We start from the raw sequence: 16,884 nt of genomic DNA, 5'->3' as shown, positions 1-16,884 counted from the left end.
AGATGGAGAGATTGTCGAGGCGCAGGAATGAACAACGATATCCCCGAGCCCCACAACGAGCCGCCAGAAGATGACTATATCACCGCTAGATGCGGGCACGAAGTATCTGGCGACGACACGGACGAAAAAGGACGCCCCGATAATTTTCTAATCACATGGCATGGCATCAAAAAATGTGAGACGCTTTGCCCCGAGTGCTTTAGAGCTAAAGTGTCGGCGTTGCCAACGGATGAACTGGCGTATTGGTTCGGATGTGAAGTCCAAACCGTAGAAAGAAGGTAACTTATGTCACTTAAACCTTATAGCGAACTCGTAAAACTCAATGTAGCGCCTTATGCGGAAAAGCGTGACGGCGCGGGTTATCTGCCTTGGGCGGTTTGCAAGCAATTATTGCACGAAAACGGTGCGGAGAAGGTTTATTTCACCCCCTGTGTCAACGCAAACGGCAGCAGCTTATTTATGAGTGACATTGAGTTCAAGGACAAAAACGAAATTGTAAATCGCTGTTACGAAGTGCGCGTCCGGGTCGTTATTGATGACCTTGAATTTGAGTACCAAACGCCGGTGATGAACGGCGGCAGCCCGGTGAAAGACAACTCCATGAGCCAACAAAGAGTATGGAACGCACAGACAAGAGCTTTCGTGAAAGGCGTAGCAGTGTTCACGGGATTGGGGTTCAATCTTTGGCTTAAGGACGAGGACTCCATTGCAAAAGACGATGATCTTTCTAAGCATAATATCCTGGCGATTAAAGAGCGCATTGAACAGTTAATGACCGCAAAAATGCAGAAAAGCGGTTTTAGTCAGCGCGAGTTGTGCGATGCTGTTGGCATCAGCGAGAAAGGCCTTTCTACGCTCATGAAATACTTCGATCAGATCGCGTCATTTGAAAAAGCGCTGACGGCCAGATGATACATAACCATGATCGGTCGGGGTGGTTCGGCGCAAGCGATACCAACATCATAATGAGCAATTGGGGAACGATTACCTTTTCTCGGTGGTGGCTTGAAAAGCTCGGACTGAGACGAAACACTTTTACAAATCGGGCGATGCAGTCCGGTACCGCATACGAACACCGCATACTTGACTATCTTGGCGTCAAGCGACGCGACAGACAAATCAAGATTAGGCGGTACCGGCTTCGCGTCAACTTAGACGGGGAAGACAAGATTGTCCATGAGGTAAAAACCTATTCTAAAGAGAAATTCAAAATCTCTGCAGCGTATTGGCAGCAGTCACAAGCCGAAATGTTTGTCACTCGAAAACCGTTGGTTATCGAGGCATATCGCCTCATGGAGGCGGACTATGCAAACTGGTTTAATCCAATCGATGCTTGCCGGTTGTCAACCCATCCAATCGAATACGATCCTGCATGGATTAATGCTGAATATCTTCCCCGTCTGAAATACCTAGCGAAATGCTTAAAACGGAAGGGGTGGCCTGATGCGAATCGATTCAGCAAAATATGAAGGCGGGCGGCTCGTTCTCTCCACTCTGGCGCCCGATGCAATCCGTTTGGCCTATCGTTTTGAGCCCGGAGAATACGAACTGGTCAAAGCGAAGAAAAAGCGCTCACTCGATGCAAACTCATATCTATGGGTACTCTGCACTAAGATCGCCGATGCCGTCAGAATCTCAAAGGAGGACGTCTACCGGCGCAATATCCGAGAGGGCGGCGAATATACGCCGTTGCCGATCAAGTCCGAGGCCGTCGAAGAGTTCCAGCGAATTTGGGCCGGGCATGGTATCGGGTGGTTTGCGGACGTTACCGACGATTCAAAGATAGCGGGATATAAACTCGTCTTTGCTTATCACGGATCGTCTGTATACGACACAAAACAGATGAGCCATCTATTGCAAAGAGTAATTGATGACGCGAAATCTGTTGGGATTGATGTTATAAGCGAACGCGAGCAAAGTCTTATGATCGGAGAATGGAAATAATGGGACATTTCATTGATATAACAGGAAAACGATACGGCAAACTGACCGCCCTTTATCCAACGGAAAAGAGGGACCAAGGCGGTAGTGTAATGTGGCACTTTAGATGCGATTGTGGAAATGAAAAAGACATGAGTGCAAGGCCCATAAAAGCGGGAACTGTAAAATCCTGCGGGTGCATTGCTAAGCCCCACGGGAAAACGGGAACTCGATTATTCACGATTTGGGTAAATATGCGGCAAAGATGTTCTAACCCCAATTATTCTGGTTTTCAATATTGGGGAGGGAAAGGCGTAACAGTTTGCGCGGAATGGCAGGACTTCACCGTTTTTGAGGCATGGAGTTTAGCTCATGGATATTCAGATAAGCTAACTATCGACCGAATAGATGGTGGCGGTAATTACGAGCCGTCGAATTGCAGATGGTCAACGCCTAAAGAGCAGGCTCACAATACAGCATCAAATCACTTAATCACTATTGGCGAACAGACAAAAACATTATCTGACTGGTGCGAGCAACTGGGCACAGTCTCGTTGTGTTCTATACATCGACGCGTAAGAACGCTTGGATGGAGCTACGAAAAAGCATTAACAACGCCGCCAATGCGCTCACGTAGAAGTGGACGCGGAAAAACAGAATGGCGATGAGCAAACGGACAAAAGCCCTCGCCATCCCGAAGTCCGTGAAAGACGCCGTATGGAATCGTGACGATCGCAAATGCGTTTATTGTGGCGGTACATACTTAGCCTTTCCAGAGGCACACTTCATTCCGCGCTCTCATGGGGGCCTGGGAGTTGAGCAGAACGTTTTGACGCTCTGCCGCGTATGTCATGATACCTACGACCACACGCACCGTAGAGACGAAATGAGAGCGTTTTTCGCGGACTACCTTGCAGCGCATTACCCAGGGTGGAATGAACAAAATCTTATTTACAGGCGGTGAGCCTATTGCCAGACGGTTACGTAAAACTGCATCGCGCCCTTCTTAAATGGGAGTGGTGGGACGATCAGAACACAACAAGACTATGGATAACCCTTCTTCTTTTGGCCAGTTTTAGACAAACCCGGTGGCATGGGCAGACGATTTTGCCGGGCCAAATTATCACAAGTTTGTCATCATTGGGAAAATCTAGTGGGTTGTCAGTGCAGAGCGTGCGCACTTCGTTAAGTAGGCTAAAATCAACAGGCGAAATAACATGCGAATCAACAAGCCGGTTTACCGTTGTAACCATTGCAAAATGGGACAAATTTCAGGTTGACGACGATGAGCCAGCAAGCGGAAAAACAAACGAGACAACAATCAATCAACAAGCGTCCAACAAGCAAGTAACAAGCGTCCAACAACATCGTAAGAATGTAAAGAATGTAAAGAATATATTTACTCACGAATCCGAGGCGTATCGATGTGCTAAATATCTGGCAAATTCCATTGAGGAGAATTTGCCAGAGGAGAAAATATCCGAGGAAACTATGCAAAGATGGGCGGAAGACTTCGACAAGGTTCACAGGCTCGATAAGAAGACATGGCCGCTCATCGCCGACGTGCTCGCGTTCGCCAAAGAGGATCAATTTTGGAACTCAAGAATCTTATCAGGAAAAAAATTCAGAGAGAAGTTTACAACTCTCTATGCACAGGCGGTGAAAACATGAATCCATTTCAGAATCACAGCGCGGAAGCGGAAATGAGCGTTATTGGCTCCATCATGATTGACAATAGGCTCATTCCGAGGATCGCAGCAAAACTCGAACCAGAAGATTTCTACATAGCGGCATTGGGCCAGTTATTTGAGGCAGCCGTTGACGCCTCGGAGCGCGGTAAGGCGTTCGACGGGGTGATAGCAGCCGACATCCTGAAAACGAATCTCGGCGAATCCAAGGCCGGGAAATTGGCAAGCGAGATAATCGACCTGACGGTGACGGCATCAAACGCATTTGAGTACGCGAACATCGTAAGAAAATACGCAGGGCTCCGTTACTTGCATGAATCAATTGAGACGGCTCTTGTCGGCGATGATCCGCAATCCGTAGCCGGAGACGTTATCAGTTTGTGTCAGGAGTATCTACAGGGCAATCGCACAAAGCGCATAAAAACGATATCAGAGGCGCTCTTATCCATGTACAGCGAAAGACAAAGCAAAGGAAACATACTGCGCATCAATACAGGATTCCCACGCTTGGACGGCATCCTAAAGGGCCTGTGCGGCGGAAATCTCGTAGTCATTGCGGCTCGGCCGGGCGTTGGAAAAAGCGCTCTCGGGCTGGACATAGCTAAAAGCGCAGCGCAGAACGGGCATAGGACGCTTATCTGCAGCATGGAGATGTCGGCGGAGGAAATATCCGAAAGGCTTGTGTCCCGGGATGCGAGACTGGATATGGATAAGCTTATAGACGGCAACCTGACGGCGGCGGATTGGAAAGCAATCGGAGAGGTTTCCGATAATACGAGCCGGTTGCCCCTTGAGATATGCGATGATCCGCATTTAACCCCGGCAATAGTTAGGGCATTATCCAGAACAATACCGGACTTGAAACTTATCATTATCGATTACTTGTCACTAATGCAAGGCTCAAAAAAACATGAAAAACGCTATCTTGAGATTGGAGAAATGACGCATAGCCTTAAAATCCTGGCTGCAGAATTGAAGATTCCGATCGTCGTTTTATCTCAGCTTAACCGAGACAAAAGCGAAAAGCAAGAACCGGAACTCCGAGATTTACGGGAGAGCGGAGACATAGAACAGGACGCCAATAAGGTGATTCTGCTCTGGCAGTTGGACGAATCCCCAGCAGAGGGTGCTCCCGTTCGAATCGGATGCAGGGTAGCCAAAAACAGACGAGGGAAAACAGGCGTGGTAATTATGAAGTTCGACGGAGCGCATATGAGATTTATCGAAACGTCGGAGAATTATGCACCGCCGAAGAGGGGAAACAAGGTGCTCGGAAATGACCACTAACGCCATAATCGAATCACTCCGCTTTGAAGCTTTGCGAAATGAAGCACTCGCGAAGCTTCGGGGAACCCCCGAATACGGACACCGGGCCAAACTATTCCGCGCCGCTGCGGATCTGCTGGAGGGGATGACATGAAAGAATTAATCCCGCTTGAAAGTGAAGAGCAGCAAAGCCTTTTCCAATGGGCCGATGTGATGTCTTGCAGATATCCCGAAATGAGGATGCTCTACCACGTTCCAAACGGTGGATACAGGAATAAGTCGGAGGCCGCCAGATTAACCGCCGAGGGCGTCAGACGCGGTGTGCCGGATGTATGTTTGCCGGTCGCCCGAGGCGATTACCACGGTCTGTACATAGAACTCAAACGGCGCAAGAACAGTGTGGTGAGCGAAGATCAGCGCAGATGGATCAATTCACTGTTGGAGCAGGGATATCAAGCGCAGGTCTGTTATGGGTGGATTGAGGCAAAAGAAGCGGTCTTGAAATACTTGAAAGGACAGGCGACATGAGTCGTATATGTAAATACCCCGGCTGCACAGAGCCGACGTCAACAGAGTTCAACCACTCCTGCTACTGCGCCACGCATAGGTCCATCGCTCGGCGTGAAGCGCAGAACAGGCGAAATCAAGTGCGCCAAAACAACCGGGCCGCGCAGACCGGCAGCGTGCCGACGTCTTATGACTTCCTGAAAAAGTTCAAGCCATACATAGACGAAACAAAGCGTACAGGGCTGTCATACGGCCAGCAGAACGCGCCGACGGTTGTGGTGAGGGGTGAACATGGGTGAAGCGTACAGGCGCAGATAAGGCCGCCGAATACGATGCGAAATTCCCCGACTATGGCGGAACGTGCATATGGGAAGTGCGGCACCCGGATTATCCGAAGTCGTGCAAAGTGCTTGCCCCAATAGCATACAGCCGGAATGAGGTTGCCCCCATCGTCACGGCAGCTTCGTATTGGGGACGAAGATGGCAGGACATTGAATTTTACGCTTATTGCGAGTGTACGCGGATTAAATAGCGCGTACAGGAAAGGAAAAATATGAAAGACCTATTACTTGAAGTTCAAGCATCCATCTTCATGGAATACGAACGCGCCAAGGAAAAGTTCGGACCGACGAATAATAGTCCACATGAAAGCTATGCCGTCATCCTGGAAGAGTTTGAAGAGGCAGCAGCGGACGCTGCGGATTTTCAGATAAAACTTGATCGTTTCTGGAGTCAGGTTAAGCGAAACATCAGTGTTGACGTCAGAAATTCCATGCTGAGAGAAATGAGAGAGTGTGCCGAACATGCCGCCGCCGAGTGGATCCAAGTTGCCGCTATGTGCTATAAGGCGACTGTGAAGAAGGAGGAACAGAAGTGAGCGAGATCGAACGGGCAATAGCCCATTTTGAAGAGGCGCTTCATGCAAACGAACACGCTCCGGCAGAAGGATGCATCGAGTGTGATAGAAAACGTTTGGTGATCGCCGCCCTCCGCGAGAAAGCCGCCCGCGAGAATGGCTGCGAATGGTGCAAAGAATTTGCCGGTATTCCATTGAGGGGCTTTACAACGAATGGGACGCAATCAATAACCGTTAGATTCTGTCCGAACTGCGGAAAGGAGATGCGCAATCATGACCGACAATCTTGATCTCGCCGCGATAGAGGCGGCCGTTACAGAACGCTGCAAATCAGCAAATCTCAGAGGATATAGTGACGAATACCATCCCAATTATCAGATTATGGCGCTGATCGCCGAGGTTAAGCGGCTGACCGGCTTGCTCAATCAAGTCTATGACGAAAAAGAGATAGTCTACCATGCGTACGGGCGGCTGACGGCGGAGAACGAGCGGCTACGTGAGGATGTTTTGCAGCACAAAGCATTTATAACAGGGTGTGAAAGTATTATTTCGAAATTCCGTGTAGTGGTCAACGAAATAAACAACACGGCCGTAGAGTTTCAAGAGCTTGGACCATTTGAACAGCAAGAGGCGTTTGAGCGCGTGACAGAAATCTATAAACTGTCGTTACTTCCCGTGCCGCCGGATGATGCTGATCGTATTGGTGAGGACAACAAATCGATGGAGGATGCGTGATGAATGATTACGAGAATCTGATAAAGGCGCTGCGCTATTGCACAAGCGGAGATTGTGACTGTGCAAATGGTCACGTACCGGACATATGCAAAGAACGAGCAAACAAAATTGACTGCATAGATTTTTTATCTATATCTGCTGCCGATGCCCTCGAATTCCTCACCGCCCAGCTTACCGATATGACGTGCAAGTTGGACGACTTGAGCAGAGAAAACAACACATTGCATGATCTTGGCACAGAAAATGAAGCATCTCTCGCTGAACAACTTGCTGACCTTCAGGAGACGGCCAACCGCAACGCAACAGCTTTTGCAAAAGACCGGGCATGGTTTTTTGAAGAGCAGGACCGGCTTAAAAGGCAGCTCGCCGAAGCCATATCAGCCCAGCGCCAAAATTACGCGAAGTTCATCCGGCAAAAGGAGCGCGCCGATCAGTTGGAGGCGGAACTGATCGCAGCGTTGGCAATGCTTCGAAAGACCTTCAGGGCGTATTCTGCTTTCGAAGACCACGTCCTCGGGACAATGACAATGGACGGTTCGACATTTGAGACAATAAGCGAAGACGTTGACGGAGTCGAAGAATTCCTCGATAAACTGCATGACGTGAAGAAGGAGGACAACACCCATGCGTGAAATCAGCGAGATCAAGGCGGATGGGCCGCAGACAATTTCAGAATACTTCGCGCTTATCGACCATTATGACAACGCGGATGACCCGCGCAGAAGAGCCGATTGGGCTGATGCCCTTGTAGATGAATTGCTGGATATATTCGATGGCCCTGACGATCTTGAAAAGATGTGCACCGCATGGCGGGAGGAAAGATGTGTTGTGCTGCTCCCGATAGATCAGGATGTTTACATCATTCAAGACGGCGAGATACTGGGATTCAGGGTATATGAATATAGCCTGATAAGCGTCAACAATAAAAATGTCCGCTATTGGGCCGAGTGCTTAACGGACACGTCCGAAGATAACATGGATTTTTGGCAGGACGACATCGGCGTCACCGTCTTCACCGCCGCTGCCGAAGCTGCCTTACAAGGCAAGGGGGATAGCAATGGATAATGAGTTGAAGCCGTGCCCGTTTTGCGGTAAAACAAAATTCAAAATAGATAGCAAAAAGTCAACATCGTGCAATTGGAGCTCCGAAAAACAGAAAATGGAATACTTGCACGTTGTTACTGTGCGCTGTAATTGCTGCCACACACGTGGCCCGACGGTTTCTGTGTATTTAGAAAATGGACATTATAATGTGACTGAATTGCTCCAATCAGAAGCGGCCGACGTCTGGAACCGTCGCGCATGACTGACTCGCCACCCATAGCAGACGATCAAATCCTACTCCAAATATACGCCGATTGGCTATACACAACGCTTTATGACGTCAAACATGACGAGAAGGGAATATATGAACAGAAAACAGATTCTAAACGAGGCTGAAAAATGCGTGTGCCAGGATAGAGAGCAGCAGTACGGAGCGCCAGAAAACTCGTTTGGGGCAATAGCGAGTTTATGGAATTCTTACATTGAGTCGTATGACATGAAATTGGTGAGCAAAGACGGAATCGTTTGCACATTGGACGCTCATGATGTGGGGATCATGATGTGCTTATTCAAGGTCGCGCGTATTGCTGGCGGGCAGACAAAGGCTGACAACTACATCGACCTTGCCGGTTACGCCGCCTGTGCCGGTGAGATCGCGTGCAAAGGAGAATGAGTAGACGATGAAACGCCTTAAATATTACATGTTCGCTATGCGTTGGCTCTGGAGAAACAGATCATGGCGCGATAGTCGGCAGAAGTGGAGGGCGCTTGAACGGGATTGGAGGAGAATGACTTGACCAATCAAGATAAAAAAGCATGGCTCAGACGATATGTTGACCTGAATCGGGCAATTAATCAGAAGTTGCTGGAAATCGAGGGGCAGCGGGCGCTGTGCGAGAAAGTCACGGCGGTCATCACTGATATGCCGAAGGGCGGCGGCAGCACCAAAGAGGACACGTACATAAAACTGTGCGACATGATTACCGAGACCAACGCAGAAGTAGACCGATATGTCGACATGCGCAAAGAGATCGTGGGTGTTATCCGTACGGCGCCAGGGCTGACGTATCAAACGTTGCTGAGCCTGAGATACCTCGATGGGAAGACGTGGGAGCAAATCGCGGTGGATATGAATTATACATATCAGTGGGTGTGCAAACTTCACGGCGATGCATTGAATGAAATACAAATAGTTGATAGTAATTGATATAGCACATGTGCTATAGTGGGGTTGTAAAAATAGAACAGGACTGCGCGCACTTTGTTATAGTGTCCCAGCGCAGACATTTTACAAAAACGTCAGCCATATTGGCCGGCGTTTTTGCTTTGGGCGGTGACGAATGAAGGTAATCGTACGCGAATATCCGAGGGATATGGATTATCTGACGCTATATCCGATAGCTGATGTCCATTATGGCGCTGCGGAGTGCATGGAAAAGGAATTCACAAATTATCTCCAGAGGATACATGACGATCCGCATGCCGCTGTTGTGCTGGCCGGTGACCTTATCAACAACGGGATAAAGTCATCCGTCACGAACGTCTACGACGAAAAGTACACCCCACATCAGCAAAAGAAAGACATGATTGAAATGCTTGATTCTATCAAGTTCAAGATCGTCGCCGGATGCAGAGGTAATCATTGCTACAGGACCGTCAAGGAAACAAGCATTGATATGATGGACGACATATTTGACAAACTCGGCTTATCTGACAATTACGTTGGTGATGCGGGGTTTATCAAAATACTACTCGGTGAGAAGCCGAAGAATCAAAAGCAAGTGCCGTATATGATCTATCTGGCGCATGGTAGCGGCGGCGGGTCTTTGCTTGGTAGTGGTCTGAGCCGACAGGATGCGTACCAAACAGCCATTGAGGGGATAGACATATCAATCACCGGACATACGCACAAGCCCGTCAAGGCACCCGCAGCGCGATTGATATTTGATCCAAGAAACAACAATGTCATCAAGCGCAATACGCTGATATTTGTTTGCACATCATGGCTGGACTATGACGGATATCCTACGCGGTCGCAGATGAAGCCGACAGCGTTCTATCCTGACACTATCAGGTTGGACGGTACAGAAAAGATGTGGAACTGATGGACGATCGTATACATATCTGTGAAACATGCAGATGGAGAAACCCAAACTGTGATGTAGTGTATTGTCCTGTGCCTACATGCATTGAGAGATATAGGGTTGTTGGCGGCGACTGGCCGCTGACTGTGACGATGGAGAGTAAATAATTGGCCGGGCGATATTCCTTTCTCCCGGCATAGCTGCGTGGGCCTGTATAGACGTCCTCCTTGTCTGTCAGGTCCACGCGACAGGCTTTTGTGAGGTGATCCAATTGGCAAAGGGCAAATATCAGAAATGGCTTGAGCCGGATGGATTGCTTAAGCTGACGGCATGGGCCCGCGATGGATTGACAGACGAACAACTGGCAAAGAACATGGGGATTTCGTCGGGAACGTTGTATGAGTGGAAAAAGCAATTCTCTGAGATTTCGGAGGCCCTAAAAAGGGGAAAAGAGGTCGCCGATATTGAGGTCGAGAACGCTTTATATAAGCGTGCAATTGGATATTCATATACGGAGACCACCCGAGAACGAATCATGATTACGGACCCTGAAACAGGAGAAACTCGGCCGGAAATGTGCGTAACAAAAGAAGTTATCAAGGGCGTGCAACCCGACACAACAGCGCAGATATTTTGGCTTAAAAACCGCAAACCGGAGCAATGGCGCGACAAGCCGGACAATAGCGCGACAAACCCTGTCGAAAATGACGGCTTCATTGAAGCGCTCGACGGAAAGGTTGACGAAGCATGGCAACCGGACGAGTAGCGCAGGTTGTTTTTCAATTTAAGGCATTTTCTAAAAAGCAATTGCAAGTGCTGACGTGGTGGAGGCCGAGCGCACCGGCGCACGACCGGGACGGCATCATTGCCGACGGCGCCATTCGCTCCGGTAAAACGCTTTCGATGTCGCTTTCCTTCGTCCTCTGGGCGATGGAGACATTCGACGGCATGAATCTCGGTATGTGCGGGAAGACGATAGGCAGTTTCCGCCGAAATGTCCTATTCTGGTTGAAGCTGATGCTCCGGTCCCGCGGCTACGGCGTCGCCGATCACCGCGCCGACAATCTGCTGATCGTCACGCGTCGCGGCGTGATGAATTATTTCTATATCTTCGGCGGCAAAGATGAGCGCTCTCAGGACCTTATACAGGGAATCACACTGGCCGGCTGCTTCTTCGATGAAGTCGCGCTGATGCCCGAGAGCTTTGTCAATCAGGCGACAGGCCGTTGCTCTGTCGATGGCTCCAAGTTCTGGTTCAACTGCAACCCTGAAGGACCATTCCATTGGTTCAAAATCAATTGGGTTGACAAGGCTGCGGAAAAGAATCTGATTTACCTGCATTTCACGATGGATGACAATCTGTCGCTGTCGGAGAAGATAAAGGCTCGATACCGGGCCATGTACTCAGGCGTTTTTTATAAGCGCTTCATTCTCGGCCTGTGGGTCGTGGCCGAGGGCGTCATCTATGACATGTTCGACGCGGTGAAGCACGTCATCAAAGAGGCCTCAGATCTCCTAACTGGTGTTTACTATGTCAGCATTGATTACGGCACCCAGAACGCCACAGTATTTCTGCTATGGTGCCAGAATAAAGCGGGGCAATGGATTTGCGTTAAGGAGTACTACTACTCCGGCCGCGACGAGTCAGCACAGAAGACGGACGCTGAATACGCCGCCGACCTTACATCTTTCCTGCATGGTATAACGCCGCGTGCGGTCATTGTTGATCCAAGCGCGGCGTCATTCATAGCCGAATTACGCAAGCGTGGATTTGTGATATGGAAAGCGCAAAATGACGTTCTTGACGGTATCCGTTTTGTGGCTACACTGCTGAACCGGGGGAAAATCCTTTTTGCGGACGCATGTTCCAACACGATTATTGAATTCAGCACTTATAGTTGGGACGCCAAAGCATCCGAGCATGGAGAAGACAAACCGTTAAAAAAACATGACCATGCAATGGACGCGGTTAGATATTTTTGTTACACCATAATCGCCAAGCCGGGCGGAACGAGATTTTAAGGCGGTGAGGATTTGCAATCACTGACAATCGATTTTACCGATATAGATCAGCTGCGGCGGATCATCCAGAATTACATATACAGCGACAGCGCCGAATATCAGAAAATGAAGCGGCGCGCCGAAGAGGGATTTTCCTACTATGGCAATGAAGACAAAATCAAGTTAACCGGCGCCGCCGCCATTGATGAGGTCAATCGGTATCTGCGGCTGATCGGGTCGAATCCGCTGCACAGCGCAGACAACCGCGTCAGCACAAACCGGCACCGCGTCGTTGTTGACCAGAAGGTAGGGTACCTATTCACCGCGCCGCCTCAGTTTGATATGGCTGCGGACGATTCTAACGCTGGAGACGACGCTTTGCTCAAATCCATCAAGGACACAACGGGCATGCAGTGGACGAAAGTAATCCGGCAGTTGGGAACAGACTGTTCGAACACCGGCCGCGCATGGTTGGCGTACTGGCGGGACAACAGCACAGATAATTTCGATTACTGGTATGTTAATCCTCTGACCTGCGTGCCGATTTATGACCGTTCCACCATCAAGAAAAAACTCCTATATCTCATTCGCATTTACGGGTACAACGACAACGACGGCCGCCCCGCGACACGGTACGAGATATGGAGCGATACGCAGGTGGCCTATCTCATCAGAGCGAACGGGACGGCGACAAAAACGGAGCCCGCCGTGAATTATGAGATTCTGCCGAACGGCAGTTGGAATATTCAGCAACATGCGTATGGGCGCGTCCCGTTTATAGAGTTTCGGAATAATGCAAAGGCGTTGCCGGACCTTATCATGTACAAGGATTTCATTGACGCTCTGGATAAACTCATTTCTGGATTTGCCAACGATATCGACGATATACAAGAGATCATCTGGGTAATCAAAAATTACCGAGGGGATGAAAACGCTCCTGTCTACGACAAAGACGGCAACGAAGTGCTCGATGACCACGGCGATCCGATACAGCGCCCTGTTGACCGTCTGAAAATGATGAAGGCAAAAAAGATCATCGACGTTGGCGACGATGGCGGCGTAGATACACTGAAAAATGAAATCCCTTACGAAGCCAGAAAGGCGCTTCGGGAAATCCTCGATGACGAGTTTTGGGTAGCCGCTATGGCTGTCAATCCTAAGCCCGACACGGCGGGCAACCAGTCCGGCGTTTATATTGACTTTCTCTATGGCTTACTGGAGCTTAAAAGCGGATTGCTTGAAACGGAGTTCCGAGCCTCAATTAATGATTTCCTACAGGCTATCCTGCGCTATCTCGGAGCTGACGAATCAAAGCAGTTTACCCAGACGTGGAAGCGCACGAAGCCGCAGAACAACACCGAGATTTCCGCGATCATAGCGCAGACGCCAAATACCGTTGTCAGCGACGAGACAAAGACGAAAGCCCACCCGCTGGTCACTGATTGGCAGGCCGAGCGCGCCCAGATCAACAAGGAGCAGCAAAAGATTGAAGAGCAGCGGCGGGAGCTGTTCGGTAATGACGACGTGCCGCCGGAGACGCCGCCCGGGAGCGGTTCGCCGGAAGGTGACGCCTGATGCAATCGAGCGACTATTGGGAGCAGCGTGCGCTACAGCGCGAGGCCGAAGCCTATAAAGACACTGCCGACGTTATACGCCGCCTGCGCGCGCTCTACACCGCTTCTGGAAAGCGACTATCCGACGCCGCAAAAACGATCTTTGCAAACTACCTCAACGTCTCCGGAATTGATGAGCGCGAGGCCCGAAAGCTTCTGAGCATCGAGGAAACGGCCAAAGTTCTTTCAAAGCTTCGTGAGGAGTACATGCAGACCGGCAGCGCGGATGCCTTGGCGCGGCTCAATGCTCCGTCATATGCATACCGAATCAACCGCGTCCAGGCACTGGAGAAAGCCATCGAGGCCGAAGCGGCCGCCCTGGCTGATCTGGAGCCAAGAATAGGTGAGCAGCATCTTATCAGGGCGTACGACGATGGCTATTACAAGACGATGTATGACGCCGTTGTTGGTCATGAGGGCGATGTGAATTTCTCCACGCTGCCACACGATACCATTGTTGAGGCGGTTGAAAACAGGTGGGCCGGCAAGAACTATTCACAGCGCGTTTGGAAAAATACTGAGGTCGTCGCCAAAGAGGCCGGGAAGATTGTCGATAGTGGCGTAACATCCGGCACTGGCGTTTATAAGATGGCAAACGAACTGCGAGACCTATTAAACGTCGCAGCCTATGCCTCCGAACGGCTGATCCGCACTGAGACAAACCGCATGCATAACGACGCCGCCAAGACCGCGTATGAGGCTATGGGCGTAAAGCAGTACCGATACCTCGCGACACTGGACGCGCGCACCTGCGTCATCTGCGGGGCGCTGGACGGGAAACACTTCGATGTCAGTGACGCCGAAACGGGCGTCAACTTCCCGCCGATGCATCCGAATGACCGCTGTACGACCGTTGCATATTATCCTGATGACGAACTGGACGGCGTCAGGACCGCCCGAAATCCGGTGACCGGAAAGAATTACAAGGTGCCGGAGGGCATGACGTATGCGGAATGGCGTAAAGCGATTGCTGAAAAATACGGCAGCGGCACGTTGGAGAAAGCGAAAAAAACATTGATTGCCAAGCGGCGTTCGGCGCACAGAAAGGCAGTGTAGTATGAACAAAGATAAAATTATTGCGTGGGTTGATCAATTGATCGATTCCTATCAATGGGAGTCTGAAATGAATATTGACGAGCGATCATCGGATAATGCAAAAGATACCGATGAACTCAATAAAGAATGTGAAAAATTGAAGCAGGAAATAAGGGCAATGCTCGCTGAATAGGCGAGCATTTCATAGTCGACCGATAGATTTAGCACCTTCACAGGGTGCTTTTTTATAACCAAAATTAACCGTAGCGCACGGAGAACAATATGCGCTCCGCAATACCGGGACTGGCCGGATTAACAAGGATAGCGGGTGGAGGTAAACATGTTGGAATGGCTTAAAACGATTCTTGGCGAAGCGTACACCGAGGACGTTGACAAAAAGGTATCTGAGCAGATTGGCAAGGACTTTGTCGCGCGGGCGGACTTCAACGCCGCCAATGAGGCAAAGAAGACGCTCGATGGCCAGATCAAAGACCGCGACAAGCAGCTTGAGGAGCTTAAAAAGTCGTCCGGGGACAGTGAGGCGCTCAAGCAGCAAATCGCACAGCTTCAGGAATCCAATAAGACCGCAAAAACCGAATATGATGCCAGCCTTGCAAAAATCAACTATGACAGCAGGGCTGAAAAATTCATTGATGGTTTGAAACCCAGAGACGACCTTAGCAAGAAAGCTATTTTATCAGAATTCGCCGCAAAGGCGTTCAAGCTTGAAGGCGAAAGCTTCATCGGCGGAAAAGAATGGGCCGAGGAGTTCAAAAAGGCAAACGCAGCACATTTCGCTGATGGCACAGGATTCCCGCCCCCGCCCGGGGGCGGAGCCCCGGCACCGTCGGATATGTCAAAACTGTCCGACGAAGACTTTTATGCGAAAGCATTTACAAAAAAATAAGGAGTGATTACATATGCCTAACCAGTGGCTTGATGTAAAAGAAATTGCCCGACCGGCGCTTGTCCGGCTGATCGAAAATCTTGTTTTCCCGAACCTGATCTATAAGGATTATTCCAGCCAGTTTGTAACCGGCAAGGGCGCCAAAATTCAGGTGAAGAAGCCCGTTGTGCTTAATGCCAGCGAGTTTGATGCGAACACCGGCACCTCTGCCCAGGCCATCGATGATAGCCAGAGCGTGGAGGTCACCCTCGATACGATAGCGACTGTCGACGTTGAAGTCGGGGCACTGGAGGGCGCCGTCAGTTTTGACGACGTGAACCGCATCTTCATTGAACCCGCCGCTGTGGCGCTGGCGCAGAAGATCAATAGCGACGGACTGGAACTGTACAGGGACATCCCGTATATCGGCGGCGACGCCGGTACGACGCCGGACGACCTGACGGATTTCGCGGCCGCCGGGCTTGTTCTGGATCAGAATAAGGTGCCGGTTGTTCCGCGCAACGCCTTATGGGACCCCGTTGCGAACTCAAAGTTCAAAACCATCCCTGCCGTCGTCAACGCCGAGAAGTCCGGCACAACCGACGCCCTGCGCCGCGGCTCCATCGGCACGATTTTTAACCTCGACAACTACATGTCGCAGGCCGTCAAAAAGCACACGGCCGGAACACTCGCCGTTGGTGGCGGTACAAATCCGAAAATTTACCCGAACGCCGCTGTTACCGCCGGCGCCACTCAAATGGTCCTGGCCGTATCGGGCGGGTCGAGCCCGACGCTTACCGGCACGCTCGTTGCCGGCGACATCCTGACCGTCAAGGGCAAGACGTACACCATCACCGAGGGCGCCACGGCGGCCACGAACACGATCACCGCAAAAGTGTACCCGGCACTGCCCGCACTTGCCACGACTGACGAGGTCACACTGACGGCCAGCCACATGGCAAACCTCGCGTTTAACCCGAACGCCTTTGCCTTTGTCACGCGGTCGCTCGTCGCGCCGCAGGGCGTCCAGTCCTATGTCACGAGCTACAATGGCGTTTCCCTGCGCGTGGTCCGTGGCTACGACATGAAGTATAAGAAAGAAATGCTCAGCATGGACGTCCTGTACGGATACAAGACCATGTACCCGGAGCTTGCTTGCCGGTATCTGGGCTAAGTTCATGAAGACGGCAAATGACGTTCTGGCGGAGTGGGAGAGGCGGGGTTATTGCTCCGCTTCTCCTTCCGTTGA

24 protein-coding genes are annotated in these 16,884 nt (G+C 50.5%); all 24 read left to right on the top strand.

Annotated elements, in window-relative coordinates; genetic code table 11:
• Positions 1–282 (top strand): hypothetical protein (locus BUB60_RS19985; RefSeq protein WP_207650783.1); only part of this gene is annotated, 282 nt, incomplete at its 5' end.
• A gap of 3 nt (positions 283–285) precedes the next feature.
• Positions 286–912 carry a DUF1071 domain-containing protein gene (locus BUB60_RS19115; protein ID WP_073083047.1) on the top strand — a complete coding sequence of 209 codons (627 nt, stop codon included), beginning with the start codon at positions 286–288 and terminating at the stop codon, positions 910–912.
• A gap of 531 nt (positions 913–1,443) precedes the next feature.
• On the top strand, positions 1,444–1,944 hold the full coding sequence (locus tag BUB60_RS19105) for a hypothetical protein (RefSeq protein WP_073083040.1): 501 nt from the start codon (positions 1,444–1,446) through the stop codon (positions 1,942–1,944).
• Positions 1,944–2,588, top strand: coding sequence for a hypothetical protein (locus tag BUB60_RS19980; protein ID WP_073083038.1), 645 nt, complete (start codon positions 1,944–1,946; stop codon positions 2,586–2,588). Before BUB60_RS19105 ends, BUB60_RS19980 begins: the two co-directional genes overlap by 1 nt.
• Complete coding sequence (locus BUB60_RS20910; protein WP_073083036.1) at positions 2,579–2,884, top strand: HNH endonuclease; 306 nt, start codon at positions 2,579–2,581, stop codon at positions 2,882–2,884. Before BUB60_RS19980 ends, BUB60_RS20910 begins: the two co-directional genes overlap by 10 nt.
• Before the next feature lie 5 nt (positions 2,885–2,889).
• Positions 2,890–3,591, top strand: a complete 702-nt coding sequence (locus BUB60_RS20320) for a hypothetical protein (protein WP_073083034.1) — start codon at positions 2,890–2,892, stop codon at positions 3,589–3,591.
• The gene (locus tag BUB60_RS19085; RefSeq protein ID WP_159435472.1) at positions 3,513–4,895 is read left to right on the top strand and encodes a replicative DNA helicase; all 1,383 of its coding nucleotides are present in this window, start codon (positions 3,513–3,515) and stop codon (positions 4,893–4,895) included. The genes BUB60_RS20320 and BUB60_RS19085 overlap by 79 nt, the downstream gene beginning before the upstream one ends.
• Positions 4,896–5,024: 129 nt before the next feature.
• Positions 5,025–5,402, top strand: a complete 378-nt coding sequence (locus tag BUB60_RS19080; protein ID WP_073083030.1) for a VRR-NUC domain-containing protein — start codon at positions 5,025–5,027, stop codon at positions 5,400–5,402.
• Complete coding sequence (locus BUB60_RS19975; protein ID WP_143162432.1) at positions 5,399–5,680, top strand: hypothetical protein; 282 nt, start codon at positions 5,399–5,401, stop codon at positions 5,678–5,680. Before BUB60_RS19080 ends, BUB60_RS19975 begins: the two co-directional genes overlap by 4 nt.
• A gap of 254 nt (positions 5,681–5,934) precedes the next feature.
• Positions 5,935–6,258 carry a hypothetical protein gene (locus BUB60_RS19075; protein WP_073083266.1) on the top strand — a complete coding sequence of 108 codons (324 nt, stop codon included), beginning with the start codon at positions 5,935–5,937 and terminating at the stop codon, positions 6,256–6,258.
• The gene (locus BUB60_RS19070; protein ID WP_073083263.1) at positions 6,255–6,527 is read left to right on the top strand and encodes a hypothetical protein; all 273 of its coding nucleotides are present in this window, start codon (positions 6,255–6,257) and stop codon (positions 6,525–6,527) included. The genes BUB60_RS19075 and BUB60_RS19070 overlap by 4 nt, the downstream gene beginning before the upstream one ends.
• Positions 6,511–6,972, top strand: a complete 462-nt coding sequence (locus BUB60_RS19065) for a hypothetical protein (protein ID WP_073083259.1) — start codon at positions 6,511–6,513, stop codon at positions 6,970–6,972. The genes BUB60_RS19070 and BUB60_RS19065 overlap by 17 nt, the downstream gene beginning before the upstream one ends.
• Positions 6,972–7,604, top strand: coding sequence for a hypothetical protein (locus tag BUB60_RS19060; RefSeq protein ID WP_073083256.1), 633 nt, complete (start codon positions 6,972–6,974; stop codon positions 7,602–7,604). Before BUB60_RS19065 ends, BUB60_RS19060 begins: the two co-directional genes overlap by 1 nt.
• Positions 7,597–8,037, top strand: a complete 441-nt coding sequence (locus tag BUB60_RS19055) for a hypothetical protein (RefSeq protein ID WP_073083251.1) — start codon at positions 7,597–7,599, stop codon at positions 8,035–8,037. The genes BUB60_RS19060 and BUB60_RS19055 overlap by 8 nt, the downstream gene beginning before the upstream one ends.
• Positions 8,038–8,380: 343 nt before the next feature.
• Positions 8,381–8,689 carry a DUF6378 domain-containing protein gene (locus BUB60_RS19045; protein ID WP_073083244.1) on the top strand — a complete coding sequence of 103 codons (309 nt, stop codon included), beginning with the start codon at positions 8,381–8,383 and terminating at the stop codon, positions 8,687–8,689.
• Positions 8,690–8,809: 120 nt separating this feature from the next.
• Positions 8,810–9,223 carry a hypothetical protein gene (locus BUB60_RS19040; protein WP_073083270.1) on the top strand — a complete coding sequence of 138 codons (414 nt, stop codon included), beginning with the start codon at positions 8,810–8,812 and terminating at the stop codon, positions 9,221–9,223.
• Positions 9,224–9,356: 133 nt separating this feature from the next.
• Positions 9,357–10,121: a metallophosphoesterase gene (locus tag BUB60_RS19035; protein WP_073083241.1), complete on the top strand. Its 765-nt coding sequence runs from the start codon at positions 9,357–9,359 to the stop codon at positions 10,119–10,121.
• Positions 10,122–10,362: 241 nt separating this feature from the next.
• Positions 10,363–10,866, top strand: coding sequence for a transposase (locus BUB60_RS19030; RefSeq protein WP_423242355.1), 504 nt, complete (start codon positions 10,363–10,365; stop codon positions 10,864–10,866).
• On the top strand, positions 10,848–12,122 hold the full coding sequence (locus BUB60_RS19025) for a PBSX family phage terminase large subunit (RefSeq protein WP_073083234.1): 1,275 nt from the start codon (positions 10,848–10,850) through the stop codon (positions 12,120–12,122). The genes BUB60_RS19030 and BUB60_RS19025 overlap by 19 nt, the downstream gene beginning before the upstream one ends.
• A 12-nt stretch (positions 12,123–12,134) precedes the next feature.
• Positions 12,135–13,676, top strand: a complete 1,542-nt coding sequence (locus BUB60_RS19020) for a phage portal protein (protein WP_073083231.1) — start codon at positions 12,135–12,137, stop codon at positions 13,674–13,676.
• Complete coding sequence (locus BUB60_RS19015) at positions 13,676–14,770, top strand: minor capsid protein (protein ID WP_073083228.1); 1,095 nt, start codon at positions 13,676–13,678, stop codon at positions 14,768–14,770. Before BUB60_RS19020 ends, BUB60_RS19015 begins: the two co-directional genes overlap by 1 nt.
• A 1-nt stretch (position 14,771) precedes the next feature.
• Positions 14,772–14,942: a hypothetical protein gene (locus BUB60_RS20315; RefSeq protein WP_159435486.1), complete on the top strand. Its 171-nt coding sequence runs from the start codon at positions 14,772–14,774 to the stop codon at positions 14,940–14,942.
• Between the two features lie 147 nt (positions 14,943–15,089).
• Positions 15,090–15,656 (top strand): phage scaffolding protein, encoded by a 567-nt coding sequence (locus tag BUB60_RS19010; RefSeq protein WP_073083225.1) that lies wholly within the window; start codon positions 15,090–15,092, stop codon positions 15,654–15,656.
• 13 nt (positions 15,657–15,669) lie between these two features.
• The gene (locus BUB60_RS19005; RefSeq protein ID WP_073083221.1) at positions 15,670–16,809 is read left to right on the top strand and encodes a major capsid protein; all 1,140 of its coding nucleotides are present in this window, start codon (positions 15,670–15,672) and stop codon (positions 16,807–16,809) included.
• The last annotated feature ends 75 nt before the right edge of the window (positions 16,810–16,884 follow it).

Origin of the sequence: Sporobacter termitidis DSM 10068 (assembly GCF_900130065.1) — a bacterium.
Classification (GTDB): domain Bacteria; phylum Bacillota; class Clostridia; order Oscillospirales; family Oscillospiraceae; genus Sporobacter; species Sporobacter termitidis.
Note: the sequence above shows the minus strand (reverse complement) of the source record. Positions and strands in the feature narration are given on the sequence as shown.